This window comes from Kitasatospora sp. NA04385 (genome assembly GCF_013364235.1).
Classification (GTDB): domain Bacteria; phylum Actinomycetota; class Actinomycetes; order Streptomycetales; family Streptomycetaceae; genus Kitasatospora.
In genome coordinates, this window is record NZ_CP054919.1 from 4,653,340 (window position 1) to 4,671,716 (window position 18,377).

Genomic DNA, 18,377 nt, shown 5'->3' on the forward strand with positions numbered 1-18,377 from the left:
TCACCCGCGGGCGGCCCGCTGCAGCGTCTCCGGGGTGACCGCGCCGAGGTAGACGCGGCCGTCGTCGGTGATCAGGGCGTTGACGACGCGGGTGGAGACCAGCGTCCCGCCGTCGACGCGGCGGCCGGTGAACTGGGCCAGCCCCTTCGCGGCGTCGGCGCCCGCCTCGCCGTGCAGGACGGTGGTCCAGCCCTCGCCGATCGCGGAGGCACCCCGGACGTCCGGCCCGGCGTCCGACCCGGTGCCCGGTTCGGCGCCCGGCTCGGGCAGGACGGAGGACAGCGGGTTGCCGGAGAAGGCGTCGGCGGGAGCCTCGGTGACCTTGGCGCCCTTGGGGGCGGTGAACCGGAACGTCCCGGCGTCCGGCTTGGCGTAGGAGAGCGAGCCGAAGCGGACGTCGAACGCGGTCGCGCCGTCCACCGTGCGGACCTGGACGGCCAGCGGCACGCCCTTCTCGGCGTCGATCGCGATCCGGACCTCGTCGACGGTGGAGCCGGCCTGCTTGGGCTTGACGCTGAGCCGGTACGCGGCGTGCCCGGCGACCCGCTCGGTGCCGCCGACGGTCACCGAGGTGGTCGCGGCGGACTGCTCCAGGAAGCGCTTGGCGACCTCCTGCGGGGTGAACGAGCCGATGCCCGGCTCGGGCGCGTGCTCGTGCCCGGCGGACGCGGGGGCGGTCAGGTGCAGGGCCTGCTGGGAGCCGCGGTCGTAGGCCCACAGCTGGTCGCCGTCGTGGACCAGCTCGTAGCCGGACTTCTCGCCGGCCATGGTCAGCCGCTGCCGGTCGGGCCCGTCGACGGCGACCTTCAGGGTGTGCGAGCCGCCGAGCAGTTCGACCGCCTTGAGCTTCGGGTCGGCGCCGCCGACCTGCGCACCGGCGCCGCGGGCGAGTTCGCCGATCGGGCCGGTGCCGCCCACCGCGTCGGTGAGCGCGGTGGGCAGGCCGAGGTCGGCGCTGATCCGGACGGTGCCGGAGAAGGTGTCGGTGTTCGCGGAGAGCGCCTTGGTGACGAGGTCCTGGGCGCTGATCGCGGGCAGGTCGGGCGTCTCGTCGCTGGCGAGCGCGGGCACCAGCCCGATGCCGGTGGCGACGGCGGCGGCGACGGCCACCGGCACCCCGACGCGGACGGCGCGCCGCCGTCCGGGCCGTCCGGGCCGCCCGCCGGGCCCGGTGGGCGCGGGCGGAGCGATCCGGAGCGGCGTCATGTCCTGTTCTGCGGCGGAGTCGTGGTCCACGGCAGCCCCCTTCCGAGTGCCTGTGCGCTGTCACCGTCCATTAGAGCCCCCGCGGCCGGATCCGCGCGTCGCCCGGCGGCAGCAGATCCGGGTACGACTCGCGTTGTATCCGCAGTATTGCGACCCTGAGAAGCCGTCAGGGTCGTGTAGTCCCGCAGGGCTACCTCTCGCGTAGGGTCGGCCCCATGAGCCCTCAGCCCCCGTCCCCGTCCGCGCCCGCCCCGACCGCGACCGCGATGCGGCGCGCGCTGCGCCGGGCCGGGGACGGCGTGGCGCTGGACGTCGCGGAGGCCGCGGTGCTGCTCCAGGCCCGCGGCGGGGACCTGGAGCGGCTGTGCGCGATCGCGGCCCGGGTCCGGGACGCCGGGCTGGAGCAGGCGGGCCGGCCGGGCGTCATCACGTACTCGCGCAAGGTGTTCGTCCCGCTGACCAGGCTCTGTCGGGACCGCTGTCACTACTGCACCTTCGTCACCGTGCCCGGAAAGCTGCGCAAGGACGGCCACGGGCTGTACCTCTCCCCGGACGAGGTGCTGGACATCGCCCGCAAGGGGGCCGAACTGGGCTGCAAGGAGGCCCTGTTCACGCTCGGCGACCGGCCCGAGGACCGCTGGCCCGAGGCCCGCGAGTGGCTGGACGCGCACGGCTACGACGACACCCTGGCGTACGTGCGGGCGATGGCGGTCCGGGTGCTGGAGGAGACCGGGCTGCTGCCGCACCTCAACCCGGGGGTGCTGTCCTGGACGGACTTCCAGCGGCTCAAGCCGGTCGCCCCGTCGATGGGCATGATGCTGGAGACCACCGCCGTCCGCCTCTGGTCGGAGCCCGGCGGCCCGCACCACGGCTCGCCCGACAAGGAACCGGCCGTCCGGCTGCGGGTGCTGGAGGACGCCGGGCGCAGCGCGGTGCCGTTCACCACCGGGGTGCTGATCGGCATCGGCGAGACGTACGAGGAGCGGGCCGACTCGCTGCTGGCGATCCGCCGGGTCTCCCGCGCCTACCAGGGCGTGCAGGAGGTGATCGTGCAGAACTTCCGGGCCAAGCCGGACACCGCGATGCGCGCCATGCCGGACGCCGAACTCTCCGAGCTGGCGGCCGCGGTGGCGGTGGCCCGGCTGGTGCTCGGCCCCGCCGCCCGGATCCAGGCCCCGCCGAACCTGGTGGACGCCGAGTACGCGCTGCTGATCGGCGCGGGCATCGACGACTGGGGCGGCGTCTCCCCGCTGACGCCCGACCACGTCAATCCGGAGCGCCCCTGGCCGCACGTCGAGGAGCTGGCCGAACGCACCGCCGCCGCCGGGTTCGCGCTGCGCGAGCGGCTGACGATCTACCCCGAGTACCTGAAGCGCGGCGAGCCCTGGCTGGACCCGCGGCTGCTCCCGCACGTGCGGGCGCTCGCCGACCCGGCCACCGGCCTGGCCGTCGAGGACGCCCGCCCGGTCGGCCTGCCCTGGCAGGAGCCGGACGAGCCGATGACCGGCGGCGGCCGCACCGACCTGTTCCGCACCGTCGACACCGAGGGCCGCACCGGCGACCGGCGCTCCGACTTCGACGACGTGTACGGCGACTGGGAGACGCTGCGCGAGCGGGCCGCGCTGCCCGTCCCGCGCCGGTTGGACGCCGACCTGCGGGCCGCGCTGTCCACGGCCGCCGACGACCCGCGGAAGCTGACCGACGACCAGGCGCTGGCGCTGTTCCAGGCCGACGGCGAGGCGCTGGACGCGCTGACCCGGATCGCCGACGAGCTGCGCCGCGCCACCGTCGGCGAGGACGTCACCTACTGCGTCACCCGGAACATCAACTTCACCAACGTCTGCTACACCGGCTGCCGGTTCTGCGCCTTCGCGCAGCGCCGCACCGACGCCGACGCCTACACCCTCTCGCTGGAGCAGGTCGCCGAACGGGCCGAGCAGGCCTGGCAGGTGGGCGCGACCGAGGTGTGCATGCAGGGCGGCATCCACCCGGACCTGCCGGGCACCGCGTACTTCGACATCGCGCGGGCGGTGAAGGAGCGGGTGCCGGGCATCCACGTGCACGCCTTCTCGCCGATGGAGGTGGTCAACGGGGCCACCCGCACCGGCCTGCCGGTCCGCGAGTGGCTGCGGCGGGCGAAGGACGCCGGGCTGGACTCGATCCCCGGCACGGCGGCGGAGATCCTGGACGACGAGGTGCGCTGGGTGCTCACCAAGGGCAAGCTGCCCGCCGCGACCTGGGTCGAGGTGGTCACCGCCGCCCACGAGCTGGGCCTGCGCTCCTCCTCGACGATGATGTACGGCCACGTCGACACCCCGAAGCACTGGCTGGGGCACCTGCGGCTGCTCGCCGAACTCCAGCAGCGCACCGGCGGGTTCACCGAGTTCGTCACGCTGCCGTTCGTGCACACCAACGCGCCGGTCTACCTGGCGGGCATCGCCCGGCCGGGCCCGACCGCCCGCGACAACCGGGCGGTGACGGCGATGGCCCGGCTGCTGCTGCACCCGCACATCACCAACATCCAGACCAGCTGGGTGAAGCTGGGCGCCGAGGGCGCCGCCGAGATGCTCCGCAGCGGCGCCAACGACCTGGGCGGCACGCTGATGGAGGAGACCATCTCCCGGATGGCGGGCTCCTCCTGGGGCTCCTACAAGTCGGTGCGCGACCTGGAGGCGATCGCCGCGCTGGCCGGCCGCCCGGCCCGCCAGCGCACCACCCTGTACGGCGAGGTGCCCGCCGAGCGCCGCGCCGCCGCGCTGGCCTCCGACGGGCACCTGCCGCAGCTGCTCCCGGTGCTCGACTAGGGCCGGTCCGGCCGGGCCGGTGACCTGCGGGGGCCGTCACCGGAACGGACGGCCGGGCGCACCGCTGTTCGGGCCGGGCCGCCTTTTCGCGCGGTTCTTCGAATAAGGTGCGTCTACCGCCCGAGCTCCCGCCCCGGGCGGTGGACCGCGCCGCCGACCGAAAGGGTCCCGTCCCGTGATGCCTCTGTGGTCACGCGCCCAGCAGCAGGACTTCCGCAGCCGGGTCCGGGGCTGCCTGCTCGGCGGGGCGATCGGGGACGCGCTCGGCGGCGGCATCGAGTTCGAGCAGCTGGAGCAGATCCGCGAGGCGCACGGCGAGGCGGGCGTGACCGGCTACGTCCCCGCGTACGGGCGGCGCGGCGCGATCACCGACGACACCCAGATGACCCTGTTCACCGTCGACGGCCTGATCCGCTCCCACATCAGCCGCGACGGCGGCGCCTGGCACCCGCCGTCCGACGTGCACCGCGCCTACCTGCGCTGGTACGCCACGCAGCAGGACTGGGGACCGGACGAGCGCCGCAAGGACCTGGGCTGGCTCGGCCGCGAGGAGTGGCTGTACGCCCGCCGCGCCCCCGGCCAGGCCTGCCTGTCCGGCCTGGCCGGCACCGAGAGCGGGCCGCTGCCGACCGTCGAGGAGCCGCGCAACCCGGGCTCCAAGGGCTGCGGCACCGTGATGCGGGCCGCCCCGTTCGGGCTGCTCACCGCCTGGGACCCGGCGCTGGTCTTCCAGCTCGCCGTCGAGTGCTCGGTGCTGACCCACGGCCACCCCACCGGCTACCTGTCCGCCGGGGCGTTCGCGGTGATCGTCCACGCGGTGGCCCGCGGCGGCACCCTGGAGGAGGGCGTGCACCTCGCGCTGGCCCTGCTCTCCGAGCGCACCGGCCACGAGGAGACCACCGCCGCGCTGCGCGCCGCGCTGGACGCGGTGCGGGCCGGGGCGCCGTCCCCCGAGCGGGTCGAGGAGCTGGGCGAGGGCTGGGTCGCCGAGGAGGCGCTCGCCATCGGCCTGTACTGCGCGCTGGTCGCCGAGGACGTCCGCAGCGGCCTGCTGCTGGCCGTCAACCACTCCGGCGACAGCGACTCCACCGGCTCGATCTGCGGCAACCTGCTGGGCGCCCTGCACGGCGAGACCGCCCTCCCGCCGGACCTGCTGGCCGAGGTCGAGGGCCGCGGCACCGTCCTGGAGCTCGCCGACGACCTGGTGCTGGAACTGCTGCACGGCCCCGAACTGCACGGCACCGAGGTCTGGGCCGCCCGCTACCCGGCCCCCTGACCGCGCTACCCCCGACCGTACGGCCCCCCGACCGTACGGCCCGACCCGGTCGCGCGGCCGGGCCCGGACGCGGAAGTGCCCGCCACGCGGGAAGCGGCGGGCACCTTCGGGCCGTGCGGAGGACTCAGACCTCGCCGAAGCGGCCGGCACCGGCCGCCGTGGCGAACGCGGCCCAGGACGCGCCGGAGAAGCACAGCCGCGGGCCCTGCGGGTCCTTGGAGTCCCGGACGGCGATCGAGGCCGAACCCGGCACGGCGACCTCTACGCAGGCGCCGTTGCCCCCGCTGTAGCTGCTCTTGCGCCAGGTAAGGCTCTCGGTGGCCTTGCTCATTTGGTGAACTCCTCTGCGATGTCGGCGATCATCGACCGGCTCTCCGCGACGCTCAGCGCTGCGGCTCTCAGGTGGTCGTAGAGATTGGTATAGCGGCGGACGTCGGCGTCCTTCTCCAGGTAGAGATCGCTCGTCACTCCTTCGAAGTAGACGACCGTGGAATCCGCTGACTCCGGGAACTCCAGCAGGGAGAATGTCCCGGTCATGCCCGGGTGGGAGCCGTGCGAGAACGGGATCACCTGGAGGTTGATGTTCGCCCGCTCGCCCAGTTCGACGAGCTGCCACAACTGCTCGGCCATCACCTGCCGCCCGCCGACCTGCCGGCGCAGGACGGCCTCGTCTATGACGACCCACAGGCTGCCCAGCTGGTCCTCGCCGTGGATCCGGTGCTGCCGCTTCAGGCGGACCTCCACCCGGCGCCGGATCGCGGTCGGGTCGGTGTCCGGCTGGGTGCCGGCCACCACGGCCTCCGCGTACTCGCGGGTCTGCAGCAGCCCCGGCACGAACGAGGACTCGTACGCCCGGATCGAGGAGGCCTCCGCCTCCAGCCCGATGTACACGCTGTACGGGATGTCCCCGAACTCGTGCCACCAGCCGCGCTGCCGCGACTCCTTGGCCATCTCCATCAGCCCGGCGCGGACCCGCTCGTCCTCGACCTCGTAGACGTCGCACAGGTCGCGCACGTCGCGCTGGCTGATCGAGCGGCGGCCGTTCTCCAGTCGGCTGATCTTGGACTGCGAGACCATCAGGCGGCCTGCCACCTCTTCGGCGGTCATCCCCCTGAGCTCGCGCAGGCGCCGCAGTTCGGCGCCGAGCCTGCGGCGGCGAACCGTCGGATTCACGCTGGCGGACACATCGACCTCCGGCCCCACTTCTGGCAACAGTGCGGTAATTGGTACCAACCCCCCTGACGCTGAGCAGCATGCCACTTCAACTGCGGTCCGTGCCCAGGAATCGCAGCACCGCAGTGGAACAGATCATTTGAAAATAGCTCAATCGGGATGCACCGGCTTGCGCTCGGCGCGCCCACCCGCTAATGGGGGACTCCGTGCGGCACGCGCCCGCTGACGGGCCGTCGGGTCTTCGGGCGGTCGGGTCTTCGGGCCGTCGGGTCTTCGGGCCGTCGGGTCTTCGGGCCCCGGCGGCTCCCGGCCCCGGGAACGCCGAAGGGCGGGTGGCCCGGTGCATCGCACCGGGCCACCCGCCCTTCGGCCGAGCCGAACGCTAACGGCGTGCGCCGCTCATCGCGCGCCCACCCGACTGGCCACACTGCGCCCCGCGGCGGCGGGACGACCGGCCGGACCGCGCGAACCCGCGGGCGCCGACCTTCCCTGCTGCTGGGCGGGCAGACCGTTCTGCACGTCCATCACCGCGTGGGCCACCATGCCGCCCAGCGGGTCGTACCGGATCAGGTCACGCAGCCGGGAGCGCGAGGACCGCCCCTCGTTGCCCGGGTACAGGTGCTTGCCCAGGCCGACCGCGTGCGCCAGCGCCGCCAGCGCGGCCGTCCGCGGGTCCGGCGGCACGCCGGTGCGGATCGCCGTGTCCAGCCGCTGCTTGATCGCCGCGTTGGTGCAGTCGTCCGACGCCTGGTAGCGCGTCGTCGGCAGCACCCCGCAGACCTGGCCGGCCACCGCCGTCACCATGCCGCACCGCTCCAGGTGCGCCAGGTACGTCTGCCGCAGGCCCAGTCGCGGGCCGCCGATCCAGTGCGCGGCGCGCACCGGGCTGCCGCGCCGGCGCAGTAGTTCCAGTGCGTGGTCAAGGGTCGGATCACCGGTCGGCCGTGGCACCACCACGGCGATCCGGTCCCCGTCCGGGACTATCCTTCCGGCCAGGGACAGCTCGACGAGCTGCGCCCCGGCAAGTCCGAGGTCGAGGGTCTGCGGCTGCGCGGTGGTACCCGTGGCCGGGTCCAGCGCGAGCAACAACAGCTCCTCGGGAATGGTTCGACGGCCTCTGCCCATCCAAGCCTCCCCGCGTGGATGAATGACAGGGTGACGCCTCTCACACAGGCTTGTCGAGTACGCCTCCGAATCGTGACCTTGCCCGGGCAAGCTGGAACCACCGTCCGACGGCTCCGCGTCTGATCGGGCAACAGTCCGTACGGGCAGGAAAAACCGCCGGTCGGGCGGGGTGCGACGGGCCCTCCGGGGCTCGGTGCCGGAGACTGTACAGGTGCTGGGCCGGGTCGAGAACCCGCCCGAAAAAAACCAGCTTGTGTGATCGGACCGGCGGTGCCGGGCGGACGAGGAGGAGTGGGTTACGTGGGCGAGTCCCCGAAGAGCGAGCCGCGCGACGGCGAGACGCGGTCGGCCGAGACCGAGGAGACCCCGCGCGAGCCCGGAGCGGATACCGAGGGCAACGGCACCGTCCACCTGCGCGTCCGCGATGCGGACACCCGCACCACGGACCTCCGCCTCCCCGCCGACCTCCCCGAGTCCAGCGCCGCCCTGACCGCCCCCCGTTCCACTCCGCAAGACGAGGACACCCCGGAATCCGAGACGCCGTCCGCCGAGGAGCAGGCGGAGCCGGAGGAGCCGGACGCTCCGGCCGGACCGCAGCGGACGATGATGCTGCGGCTCCCGGAGCCTGAGCCTGAGCCGGAGCCGGTGGCGGAGGACGAGGAAGAAGAGACCGAGGACGCTGAGCCGGAGGAGTCGCAGACGCCGGAGGAGCCGGACGCTCCGGCCGGGCCGCAGCCGACCATGACGCTGCGGCTGTCGGACCTGCCGGACCTGCCGGAGTCGGCGGACGAGAACGAGGACGCGGACGCGGAGCCGGTGGAGGCTGGTGCTCCGGCCGGGCCGCAGCCGACCATGACGCTCCGGATGTCCGACCTGGCCAAGGCCAGGGAGCAGGCTGCGGACAAGGCCGGGGACGAGAAGGCCGAGGAGGCCGGGAAGCCGGCTGCCAAGCCGCAGCCGACCGTGATGCTCCGGGCCGCCGACCTGACCGGTGGGAAGGGCAAGGACAAGCAGAAGGCCGAGGACAAGGGCGGGGACAAGGCCGCGGGGGCCGACGCCGAGGCCGAGGCCGAGCCGGTGGCCAAGCCCGAGCCGACCATGACCCTGCGGGTCGACAAGGGCCGTCCCGAGCAGACCGTGATGCTGCGGCTGCCCAAGGAGGGCGCGGAGGCCGGGGCCGAGGCGGGGACCAGGAGCGAGCCGAAGCCCGAGCCCAAGAGCGAGCCGAAGTCCAACGCCAAGACCGGGCCCGTCCCCGCTCCGGCCCGGACCGAGCCGCTGCCGGTCGCGCCCGAGCCCGTTCCCGCGCCGCCGGCCCCCGCCGCCTCCGCCGCGCCCGTGGTGCCGGCCGCGCTCGCGGCCCCCGCGCCGGCTCCCGCCGCGCCGCCGCCCGGCCCGGAGAGCACCATCGAGGCGTTGGAGGCGCTCAAGGCGCTGAGCGCCCGTCCGGTCTCGCCGTTGCGCCGGGCGTTGAAGCGGATCACGATCTGGGGCGTCTTCGTGGCCTTCGTGCTGGGTGTGGTGGTCGCGGCGCAGCTGCTGCGTCCGCTGCCGGCGCCGCACGCGAAGCTCTCGCTGACGGACTCCTTCACCTTCGGCGGCGAGCAGCCGAACATCCCGTGGCCGACCAGCGGCCAGGCCGCGGCCGAGGTGGTGGGCGTGGGCAGCCTGGGGGCGTCGGGGGAGGAGAAGCCCGTCCCGATCGCGTCGGTCACCAAGGTGATGAACGCGTACCTGATCCTGCAGGCGCACCCCCTGAAGAAGGGGGAGAGCGGCCCGGTCCTCACGGTGGACAAGCAGGCCGCGCAGGAGTCGGGCAACAACGACGAGTCGACGGTGACGCTGCGGGAGGGCCAGCAGCTCACCGAGTACGAGGCGCTGGAGATGCTGATGCTGCCGTCGGCCAACAACGTGGCCCGGCTGCTGGCCCGTTGGGACTCCGGCAGCGAGGAGGAGTTCCTGAAGAAGATGAACTCCACCGCCGCGCAGCTCGGCATGACCAACACCACCTACGCGGACCCGGCCGGGTACAACAACGACACCAAGTCGACCGCGAAGGACCAGCTGAAGCTGGCCGAGAAGGTCATGCAGATGGAGATCTTCAAGCAGATCGTCGCCGAGCCGGACACCCGGTTCAACGGGCAGCGGATCTACAACACCAACGCGCTGCTCGGGAAGAACGGCAACATCGGCGTGAAGACCGGCTCGTCCACGCCCGCGCAGTCCTGCCTGATGTGGGCGGCGGTCAAGGACGTCGGCGGGGTGCAGCGGATGGTGCTGGGCGTGACGCTGGGCCAGCCGCAGACCAAGGAGGAGATGAGCCTGGTGCGCGCCGCCCAGCCGCCGAGCCAGCGGATCAACGTGGCCGCGCAGGCCGCGCTGGCCGGGCAGACCCTGGCCAAGCAGGGCGACGTGGTCGGCTACGTGGACGACGGCGTGGGCGGCAAGGTGCCGCTGGTCGCCGCCAAGGACCTGACCGTCGCGGGCTGGAACGGCGTCACCGCGCACGTCACCCTGACCCCGGTCGGGAAGATCGCCCACACGCTGGCGGCCGGCACCCAGGTCGGCACGCTGTCGGCGGGCGAGGGCGAGGGCCGCGTCGAGGTCCCGGTGACGCTGCAGTCCGACCTGGCCCCGGCGTCCATCACCTCCCGCCTGCTGCGCCTCGGCTGAGGCACCCCGGCACCGACTCCGGCCCCGGTCCCGCTGCACGCAGCGGGACCGGGGCCGGAGTCGTCGGCGGGGGTGCGGCCGGGCGGCTACCAGCTGCCGGGCCGGTCGCGGGTGCCGAGGCGGCGGGCCACGACGGGCTCCTCGGAGATCACCCGTCCGAGGACCAGCGCCAGGGTGACGGCGGTGAACAGCACGATCAGCCAGGACAGCGCGGTGAACACCACCCCGTACGGGCCGAACTTGTTGATCGAGGTGCTCATCGCGTGCGGCAGGTAGACCTTCGAGGCGATGCCGAGGCCGACCTCGGCGATGCCGCACAGCACGGCGCCGGGCAGCAGCGGGTACCAGCGGATCCGGCCGCCGAGCAGCAGGCGCTGGGTCCACCACCACACGCCGGTGGAGGCCACGAAGGTCAGCGGGACGCCCAGCCACAGGCCGGCGCCGAAGCCCTTGCGCATCGGGACCTGGACGACCAGGAACACCAGCCAGCCCAGCAGCCACACCACCCAGCGCCACAGCGCCACCCGGACGCTGTTCTTCGGCACCTCCCAGGCCCGTTCGCAGACCCGCTGCAGGGCCCGGCTGAGCGCGGTCGCGGACGCCAGGGTGACCAGTGCGCCGACCACCCCGATGCTCTGGGTGGTGGCGTCGACGTCGGTGTTCATCAGCTGCTGGATCTGCTGCTGGGCGGGGCCCTGGAGGCCGAGCTGCTCGCGGAGCGAGCCGGTGACGCTGTTCTTCAGCGTGGCGGGGGCGAACACCGCGACCACGAACAGGGCGGGCAGCGCGGACAGGAAGGCCTGCGCGGCCAGCCGGGTGGCGTTGTCCAGCAGGTTGACCCGGATCAGGTTGCTGATGGCCCGGCCGACCAGCGGAATCCGCTCGGGGGCGCCCTTGGCGGACTCGGTGAGGCGGGCCGCCCGCTGCTTCGCGGACTCCCACCGGCCGGAGCCCGGTGCGGGGTCCTGCTCCGCTCGTCGCAGTGACTCTGTCACGCCGAAACCTCCGCAAGCGCCGCCGGGCCGGGAGACTCCATCGTCACCCGGCCCGCGGCGGCGGAGCGCCGCCGTCTACTTCTTCCGGGTGAGCCGCGCGATCCGGTCGTTCACTCCCCAGGCGGTGACCCGCCACAGCGCCTCGGCCACGATGGTGCGGCTCATCTTCGACGCGCCGTGCTCGCGCTCCACGAAGGTGATCGGCACCTCGGCGACCTTGAACCCGGCCTTCACCGCGCGCCAGGCCAGGTCGACCTGGAAGCAGTAGCCCTGCGAGGCGACCTGGTCCATGCCGAGGCCGAGCAGCGTCTCCTTGCGGAAGGCCCGGTAGCCGCCGGTGACGTCCCGGATCGGCACGTCCAGCATCAGCCGGGAGTACGTGGAGCCGCCCTTGGACAGCAGCAGCCGCGACTTCGGCCAGTTCACCACCGCCCCGCCGGGCACCCAGCGCGAGCCCAGGACCAGGTCCGCGCTGCGCAGCGCGGTCAGCAGCCGGGGCAGCTCCTCGGGCTGGTGCGAGCCGTCCGCGTCCATCTCGACCAGCACGTCGTAGCCGCCGTCGATGCCCCAGCGGAACCCGGCCAGGTAGGCCGCGCCGAGCCCCTCCTTGCCCTTGCGGTGCAGCACCTTCACGTGGTCGTCGTCGGCGGCGAGGGCGTCGGCGAGCTTGCCGGTGCCGTCCGGGCTGTTGTCGTCCGCGACCAGGACGTGCGCCTCGGGGACGGCGGCGCGGACTCGGGAGACGATCCGTTCGACGTTCTCGGCCTCGTCGTAGGTCGGGATGATCACCAGGATCCTGCCGAGGCCGGCGAACGGGGTCTCCGGGGAGGAACTCACAGCTGGGTGCCTTTCGGGAGCGGCTGACCGGGGCGGCGCACGGATGCGCACGATTTCCACGGTAGGCCACCGCACGGGGTGCCCCGGCCCACCCGTCCGGCAGCCCGGAGGCGCAGTGGGGAAAGGGGTCAGCACGCCCGAAGCACGATCCGCTACGCTGTCAGCGGTCCTGCGGCGGTGTCCGCGGGCCCCGCCTCAGTAGCTCAGGGGATAGAGCACGGCTCTCCTAAAGCCGGTGTCGCAGGTTCGATTCCTGTCTGGGGCACAGCGTGACCAACGGGGAAGGCCCCGGCCGGAGAGGTTTCCTCCTCCGGCCGGGGCCTTCGTCGTTCGGGCGGTCAGTCGTCCTGTGCCACGCCCGTGCCAGATTCCTCCGGCGGGTCCTGCCTCCCCGGCGTCTGGAGAAACCGGGTGCGGCGGGGCTGCCCGATCGAGGAGCGAACCACTCCGCTCCGCGGGAGCCTGCCGGCGGCTGCTGAGGCTGCGCCTTGTGCGGTACCGTTCCGGGCATGGAACCGGGGGCACCAGATGGAGCGCTGAGCGAGGCCGAGTGGCAGCAGTTCCACCAGTTGCTGCGGCGGTATCTGTCACACGAGCTCGATCAGTGGGAGGCCTGGACGGCGGACACGCCGTACGGCCCCGCCTACGTGCTCCTGACCCGGGCACTGCCACCAGGGGAATCCCCGGAGCACTACCGGCCGATTTGAGCGTGTCCCAGCCGGGCCAGAACAAGCGGTAAGTGACGGGCCCTCGGGGCCGCTCGCGGTCTAGCGGCACGGTCGAGCCCAGGGGTGGCACGTTTCAGGTCGGAGCGGGTGCCGCACGCCAATCCTCCGGAAACCGGTGTCGCAGGTTCGATTCCGGTCCGGGGCGCCGCGTGACCGTAAGCCGGGGCTGGGCCGGGTAGGTGGTGGGGGCGTGGCGTTGCGGGGTGGGGGGCGGGCGGCTGTCGAGACTGGTCGGATGATCGGTTCGATGCGGGGGTGGGTACTGCCGGAGCACCAGCGGCGGTCGGTGGAGGAGCTCCGGGAGGACCTGGACCTGTCGGCCGGGGACGTGCGGGCCAAGCGGTCGGCGTTCTGGACGATGCTGGTGCTCTCCGCCGTGATCGCCGCCTGCGGGGTGCTGACCGACTCCACCGCGACCGTGATCGGCGCGATGATCATCGCGCCGCTGTCCACCCCCATCATGGGGATCGCGCTGGGCGTGGTGCGGCGCCGGATCGGCGGTGCCGGGTGGTTCGTGCTCGGCGGCGTCGCCCTGGTGGTGGCGGTCGGGGCGCTGGCCTCGCTGGCCGTCCCGTCCGGCTACGACCTGCTGGCGGACGGTCAGATCGCCGGACGCACCTCACCCGGTCTGCTCGACCTGTGCGCGGCCCTGGCCACCGGCTTCGCGGGTGCGGTCGCGCTGGCCCGCCGGGACGTGGCGGCGGTGCTGCCCGGGGTCGCGATCGCCATCTCGCTGGTCCCGCCGCTGGTGGTGGTCGGCGTCTGCGCCGGGCAGGGCTCCTGGTGGCTGGCGCTGGGCGCGCTGGTGCTGTTCGTCTCGAACCTGCTGGCGCTGGTCTTCGCCGGGATGGTGGTGTTCGCCGCGATCGGCGCGGGCCCGCGGGCGGCGGGACCGCGCCGGGCGTACGCGACCGTCGGGGTGCTGTTCGCGGCGGTCGGCGTGCTGCTGGCCGCCAGTACCGCCGGCACCGTTCTGGTGCAGCTGTGGACCAGCCGCACCTCCGACGCGGCCGCCGGCTGGCTCGCCGGTACGCCCGGCGCCCAGGTCGTCGACGTCCGGGCGCACTCCCGCACCCTGTCCGTCCTCGTCCGCACGCCCGCCGAACTCCCGCCCGTCGAAAGCCTGTTGGCGGCCCTGCGCGGACAGGTGCCGGACGGCGTGCCGGTGGTGGTCACCACCACCGAGGGGCGGCGGATCGAGGCCGGCCGGGTCGGGGGCTGAACCGGCCGCGCAGCGGCTCGGCCGTGGGCGTTCCGACACCGCCGATCGGGGGCGGTTCCCGCGTGTCAGGGCCGCCGGGGGAGGAATAGGTAAAAAACGGATCAAAATCCCTTGTGACGGTTTGTCAGTCACGAGGGAGAGGCACCGGATGCTTCGGTCGAAACCGGCAGGTGGTCGCGGGCGGACGCGGTGGGAGTCCGCGCTGGCGTTGACGCTCGGCCTCGCGCTGAGCGCGCTGGGAACCGCCCCCACGGTGGCCGCGGTGGAACGGACGGGCCATGGCGGCCGGGCGGCGAAGGCCGTGGCGGCCGGGCCCGGGGCGCACCGGGTGGCGGGGGTGCCGGCCGATCCGGTGGTGATCTACGACGAGGACTTCGAGAACGGCATGGCGGGCCTGGCGCCGATCCGGCTGCCCGCCTACACCGGTGCGACCGGCATGACGTACACCGCCTCGCCGTCCTGGCTGGCGTTCTGCAACGGCTGGGTCATGAACTACGACGACCGGGGCCCGACGCCGCCGGAGTGCAGCACCGACCTGTTCTGGGACACCCTGGCGGACGTCGCCGTCGCGATCGGCGAGTACGACGGGGACGCGGCGCCGACGAAGAACCACAGCGTGGCGGCGTGGACCGAGGGCGGCAGTTACACGCCCACCGACATCCAGTTGCAGACCAACGGCACCATCCCGGTCGCGGGGGCCAACCACTACCTGACGGCGTCGGTGGCCTCCGGCGCGGTCTGCTACAACGGCGAGTACGCCGACCCGCAGCAGAACTTCTTCCTCACCACCGGCGGCACCGAGATCCCGCTGAACACCGTGCCGCTCAACCCGTGCACGGACCCGAACGCCAAGGAGTACACCTACCCGGACGCGAAGGCGCCGATCAAGGCGGTGCAGGCGACGGCGGACAAGCCGCACCTGTTCACCGGCAGCGAGTTCGGGATCGTCCTGCGCAACAGCGCCAACACCGGCCAGGGCAACGACGCGGCGTTCGACAACATGCGGATCCTGGACGTGACCCCGCAGATCGACAAGTCCTTCAGCCCCTCGCCCGCCCCGGTCGGCGGGACGTCCACGCTGACGTTCACCATCACCAACACCTCGGACCTGCTGGAGAAGGACGGCTGGTCGTTCACCGACAACCTCCCCGCCGGCCTGACCGTGGCCGGTGCCCCGAACACCGCCACCACCTGCACCAACGGCACGGTCACCGCCGACGCCGGGGGCACCTCGGTGAAGCTCGCCGGTGACCTGACGGCCGGGCAGGCGTCCTGCACGCTGAGCGTGGACGTCACCTCCGCCACCGCCGGCAGCTACCAGAACTGCGCGGCCAACACCGCCGACCTCGTCGGCCTGCTGGCGCCCGAGTGTGCGACCGTGGAGTTCGCCGTCCCGCAGTACACGATCACCAAGACGGCGAACCCGGCGTCCGGCAGCACCGTCCACCCCGGCGACAAGGTCACCTACACGGTCACGGTCGACAACACCGGCCGCGTCCCGGTGGACGCCACCGCCGTCGACGACCTGACCAAGGTCGTCGACGACGCGACGTACGACGGCGATGCCAAGGCCGACGCGGGCACCGTCTCCTACGCGGCGCCGAAGCTGAACTGGTCGGGGACGCTCGCGGCCGGGCAGAGCGCCACCATCACCTACTCGGTGACCGTCAACGACCCCGACGCCGGCGACGGCAAGCTCGACAACAGCGTCACCGGCAACGGCTACTCGAACTGCACCACCGGCACCGAGGCCGGCTGCACCACCCACGAGGACGTGACCGGCCTGAAGGTCACCAAGACCGCCGACGCGGTCACGGCCAAGCCCGGCCAGAAGGTCACCTACACCGTGACCGTCACCAACCTGGTCGGCGCGCCCCGCACCGGGGTGAGCGTCAGCGACGACCTGACCAAGGTGCTGGACGACGCGGCGTACGACAACGACGCCACCGCGAGCGCGGGCACCGTCGCCTACGCGGCGCCGATCCTCACCTGGAGCGGCGACCTGGCGGCGAGCCAGAGCGTGACCATCACCTACTCGGTGACCGTCAAGCAGCCCGACACCGGTGACCACCAGCTCGCCAACGCGGTCGTCGGCCCGGCTGACTCCAACTGCGCGAGCGGCTCCACCGACCCGGCCTGCTCCAGCACCGTCCCGATCGCCGAGCTGAAGATCGCCAAGTCCTCGGACGCCAAGAGCCCGGTCAAGCCCGGCGACAAGATCACCTACACCGTCGTCCTGACCAACCCCGGCACCGCCCCGTACACCGGCGCCGCGATCACCGACGACCTGTCCAAGGACCTGGACGACGCGACGTACGACAACGACGCGAAGGCCGACTCCGGCACCGTCTCCTACGCCGCCCCCGTGCTGTCCTGGAACGGCGTGGTGCCCGCGGGCGGCTCGGTGACCATCACCTACTCGGTCACCGTGAACAAGCCCGCCGAGGGCGACAAGCAGGTCACCAACGCGGTGGTCGGCCCGCCCGACTCCAACTGCCCGCCCGGGTCGACCGATCCGGTCTGCTCCACCGCCGGGGGCATCGCCCAGCTGACGATCGCCAAGACCTCCGACGCGAAGAACCCGGTCAAGGCGGGCGACAAGGTCACCTACACCGTGACCGTCACCAACACCGGCACCGCCGCCTACCCGGCCGCCGCGTTCAGCGACGACCTGTCCAAGGACCTGGACGACGCGACGTACGACGGCGACGCGAAGGCCAGCTCCGGCACCGTCTCCTACGCGGCCCCCGCGCTGAGCTGGAACGGCGACGTCGCCCCCGGCCAGAGCGTAACCGTCACCTACTCGGTGACCGTCGGCAACCCCGACACCGGCGACTACGAGCTGGCCAACACCGTCACCGGCCCGGCCGACTCCAACTGCCCGCAAGGCACGAAGGACCCGCGCTGCTCCACCCGCGACCGGATCGCCGCGCTCCAGGTCACCAAGGACTCCGACAGCCGCCGCGCCCCCGTCCGGCCCGGCGCCAAGGTCACCTACACCGTCACGGTCACCAACCCCGGCAAGGCCGTCTACCCGGGCGCGCAGCTGACCGACGACCTGAGCGGCGACCTGGACGACGCCACGTATGACGGCGACGCCACCGCGACCTCCGGCACCGTCGGCTACGCGGCCCCCGTGCTGAGCTGGAACGGCGACGTGGCACCGGGCCAGAGCGTGACCATCACCTACTCGGTGCGGGTCAACAAGCCCGACACCGGCGACAAGGAGCTCGCCAACACCGTCGTCGCCCCCGACGGCTCCAACTGCCGGGCCGTCTCCACCGATCCGGCCTGCTCCACCAGCGACGACATCGCCGACCTGGCCATCATCAAGAGCTCCGACGCGAAGACCCCGGTCAAGCCGGGTGACACCGTCACCTACACGGTGGAGGTCACCAACGACGGCACCGCCGACTACCCGGCCGCCTTCGCCACCGACAACCTGAGCGGCATTCTGGACGACGCCGCCTACAACGGCGACGCCAAGGCCACCTCCGGGACGGTCACCTACCAGCAGCCCGAACTGGCTTGGGCGGGCAGTGTCCCGGCGGGCGGTTCGGTGACCATCACCTACTCGGTGACCGTCGACCGGCCCGACACCGGCGACCACGAGTTGGCCAACACCGTCGTCGGACCGCCCAACTCCACCTGCCCGCCGCTGCGCAGCGCCCCCGAGTGCGGCACCGACAACGGCGTCGCCGAGCTGGAGGTCACCAAGACCTCGGACGCGAAGGACCCGGTAAAGGACGGCGACAAGGTCGGCTACACGATCACCGTCGCCAACACCGGCAAGGCCGACTACCCCGCCGCCGCGATCAGCGACGACCTGACCGGTGACCTCGACGACGCGACGTACGACGGCGACGCGAAGGCCGACGCGGGCACGGTCTCGTACGCGGCGCCGAACCTCGCCTGGAGCGGCACCGTCCCGGCCGGGCAGCGCGTGACGATCACCTACTCGGTGACCGTCGACGACCCCGACACCGGTGACCGGGAGCTCGCCAACACCGTCACCGGCCCCGAGGGATCCAACTGCGCCTCCGGCTCCACCGACCCGGCCTGCTCCACCCACGACAGGACCGTCCCCAACCCGGCCCCCAGCCCCAGCCCGACCCCGGGCCCGGCCCCGCTGCCCGACACCGGCAGCAGCGCCCTGGTCTGGTACGCGGGCATGGCCGCCGCGCTGGCCATCGCGGCCGGCACGATCCTCACCACCGCCCGCACCCGCCGGGGCCGCCACTGACCCGGCCGCCCCGTCCCCGGCAGCCCTCGCGCCCCCCGGCGCGGGGGCTGCCCCCGTTCCGTCGCCGCTGCGGGTTGTCCACAGCCTGTGGACGG

At 73.1% G+C, this 18,377-nt stretch carries 11 protein-coding genes and 1 tRNA gene; 6 read left to right on the plus strand and 6 right to left on the minus strand.

The features are described 5' to 3' along the window. A complete protein-coding gene (locus tag HUT16_RS20900; RefSeq protein ID WP_254897911.1) occupies window positions 1–1,236 on the minus strand; it encodes a DUF2092 domain-containing protein in 1,236 nt (411 codons plus the stop codon). A gap of 185 nt (window positions 1,237–1,421) precedes the next feature. Here HUT16_RS20900 and HUT16_RS20905 point away from each other — a divergent pair, with 185 nt between their 5' ends. Then, window positions 1,422–4,010, plus strand: coding sequence for a bifunctional FO biosynthesis protein CofGH (locus HUT16_RS20905; RefSeq protein ID WP_176189644.1), 2,589 nt, complete (start codon window positions 1,422–1,424; stop codon window positions 4,008–4,010). Between the two features lie 178 nt (window positions 4,011–4,188). Then, window positions 4,189–5,286: an ADP-ribosylglycohydrolase family protein gene (locus HUT16_RS20910; RefSeq protein ID WP_176189645.1), complete on the plus strand. Its 1,098-nt coding sequence runs from the start codon at window positions 4,189–4,191 to the stop codon at window positions 5,284–5,286. A gap of 124 nt (window positions 5,287–5,410) precedes the next feature. Here the strand turns inward: HUT16_RS20910 and HUT16_RS20915 are convergent, their stop codons facing one another. The 3 genes from HUT16_RS20915 to HUT16_RS20925 all read right to left on the minus strand — a co-directional run bounded on the left by HUT16_RS20915 (window position 5,411) and on the right by HUT16_RS20925 (window position 7,584). Beyond that, the gene (locus HUT16_RS20915; protein WP_176189646.1) at window positions 5,411–5,617 is read right to left on the minus strand and encodes a DUF397 domain-containing protein; all 207 of its coding nucleotides are present in this window, start codon (window positions 5,615–5,617) and stop codon (window positions 5,411–5,413) included. Beyond that, a complete protein-coding gene (locus HUT16_RS20920) occupies window positions 5,614–6,471 on the minus strand; it encodes a helix-turn-helix transcriptional regulator (protein WP_176189647.1) in 858 nt (285 codons plus the stop codon). The genes HUT16_RS20915 and HUT16_RS20920 overlap by 4 nt, the downstream gene beginning before the upstream one ends. 387 nt (window positions 6,472–6,858) lie before the next feature. Further along, window positions 6,859–7,584, minus strand: coding sequence for a GPP34 family phosphoprotein (locus tag HUT16_RS20925; protein ID WP_033215339.1), 726 nt, complete (start codon window positions 7,582–7,584; stop codon window positions 6,859–6,861). 300 nt (window positions 7,585–7,884) lie between these two features. Between HUT16_RS20925 and HUT16_RS20930 the strand changes: the two genes are divergently transcribed. Then, the gene (locus HUT16_RS20930; RefSeq protein WP_176189648.1) at window positions 7,885–10,257 is read left to right on the plus strand and encodes a serine hydrolase; all 2,373 of its coding nucleotides are present in this window, start codon (window positions 7,885–7,887) and stop codon (window positions 10,255–10,257) included. Window positions 10,258–10,343: 86 nt separating this feature from the next. On the opposite strand, the gene HUT16_RS20935 is transcribed toward HUT16_RS20930, so the two are convergent. Both HUT16_RS20935 and HUT16_RS20940 read right to left on the minus strand, forming a co-directional pair. Continuing rightward, window positions 10,344–11,252, minus strand: a complete 909-nt coding sequence (locus HUT16_RS20935) for a YhjD/YihY/BrkB family envelope integrity protein (protein ID WP_176189649.1) — start codon at window positions 11,250–11,252, stop codon at window positions 10,344–10,346. A 75-nt stretch (window positions 11,253–11,327) separates the two neighbouring features. Then, window positions 11,328–12,089 (minus strand): polyprenol monophosphomannose synthase, encoded by a 762-nt coding sequence (locus tag HUT16_RS20940; protein WP_176189650.1) that lies wholly within the window; start codon window positions 12,087–12,089, stop codon window positions 11,328–11,330. Window positions 12,090–12,281: 192 nt separating this feature from the next. Here HUT16_RS20940 and HUT16_RS20945 point away from each other — a divergent pair. From HUT16_RS20945 to HUT16_RS20955, 3 genes are all read left to right on the plus strand, one after another. Further along, window positions 12,282–12,354: transfer RNA gene (locus tag HUT16_RS20945), tRNA-Arg, on the plus strand. A 710-nt stretch (window positions 12,355–13,064) separates the two neighbouring features. Then, window positions 13,065–14,039, plus strand: a complete 975-nt coding sequence (locus HUT16_RS20950) for a DUF389 domain-containing protein (protein WP_254897912.1) — start codon at window positions 13,065–13,067, stop codon at window positions 14,037–14,039. 148 nt (window positions 14,040–14,187) lie between these two features. Then, window positions 14,188–18,282, plus strand: a complete 4,095-nt coding sequence (locus tag HUT16_RS20955) for a DUF11 domain-containing protein (protein ID WP_176189652.1) — start codon at window positions 14,188–14,190, stop codon at window positions 18,280–18,282. Window positions 18,283–18,377: the final 95 nt, after the last annotated feature.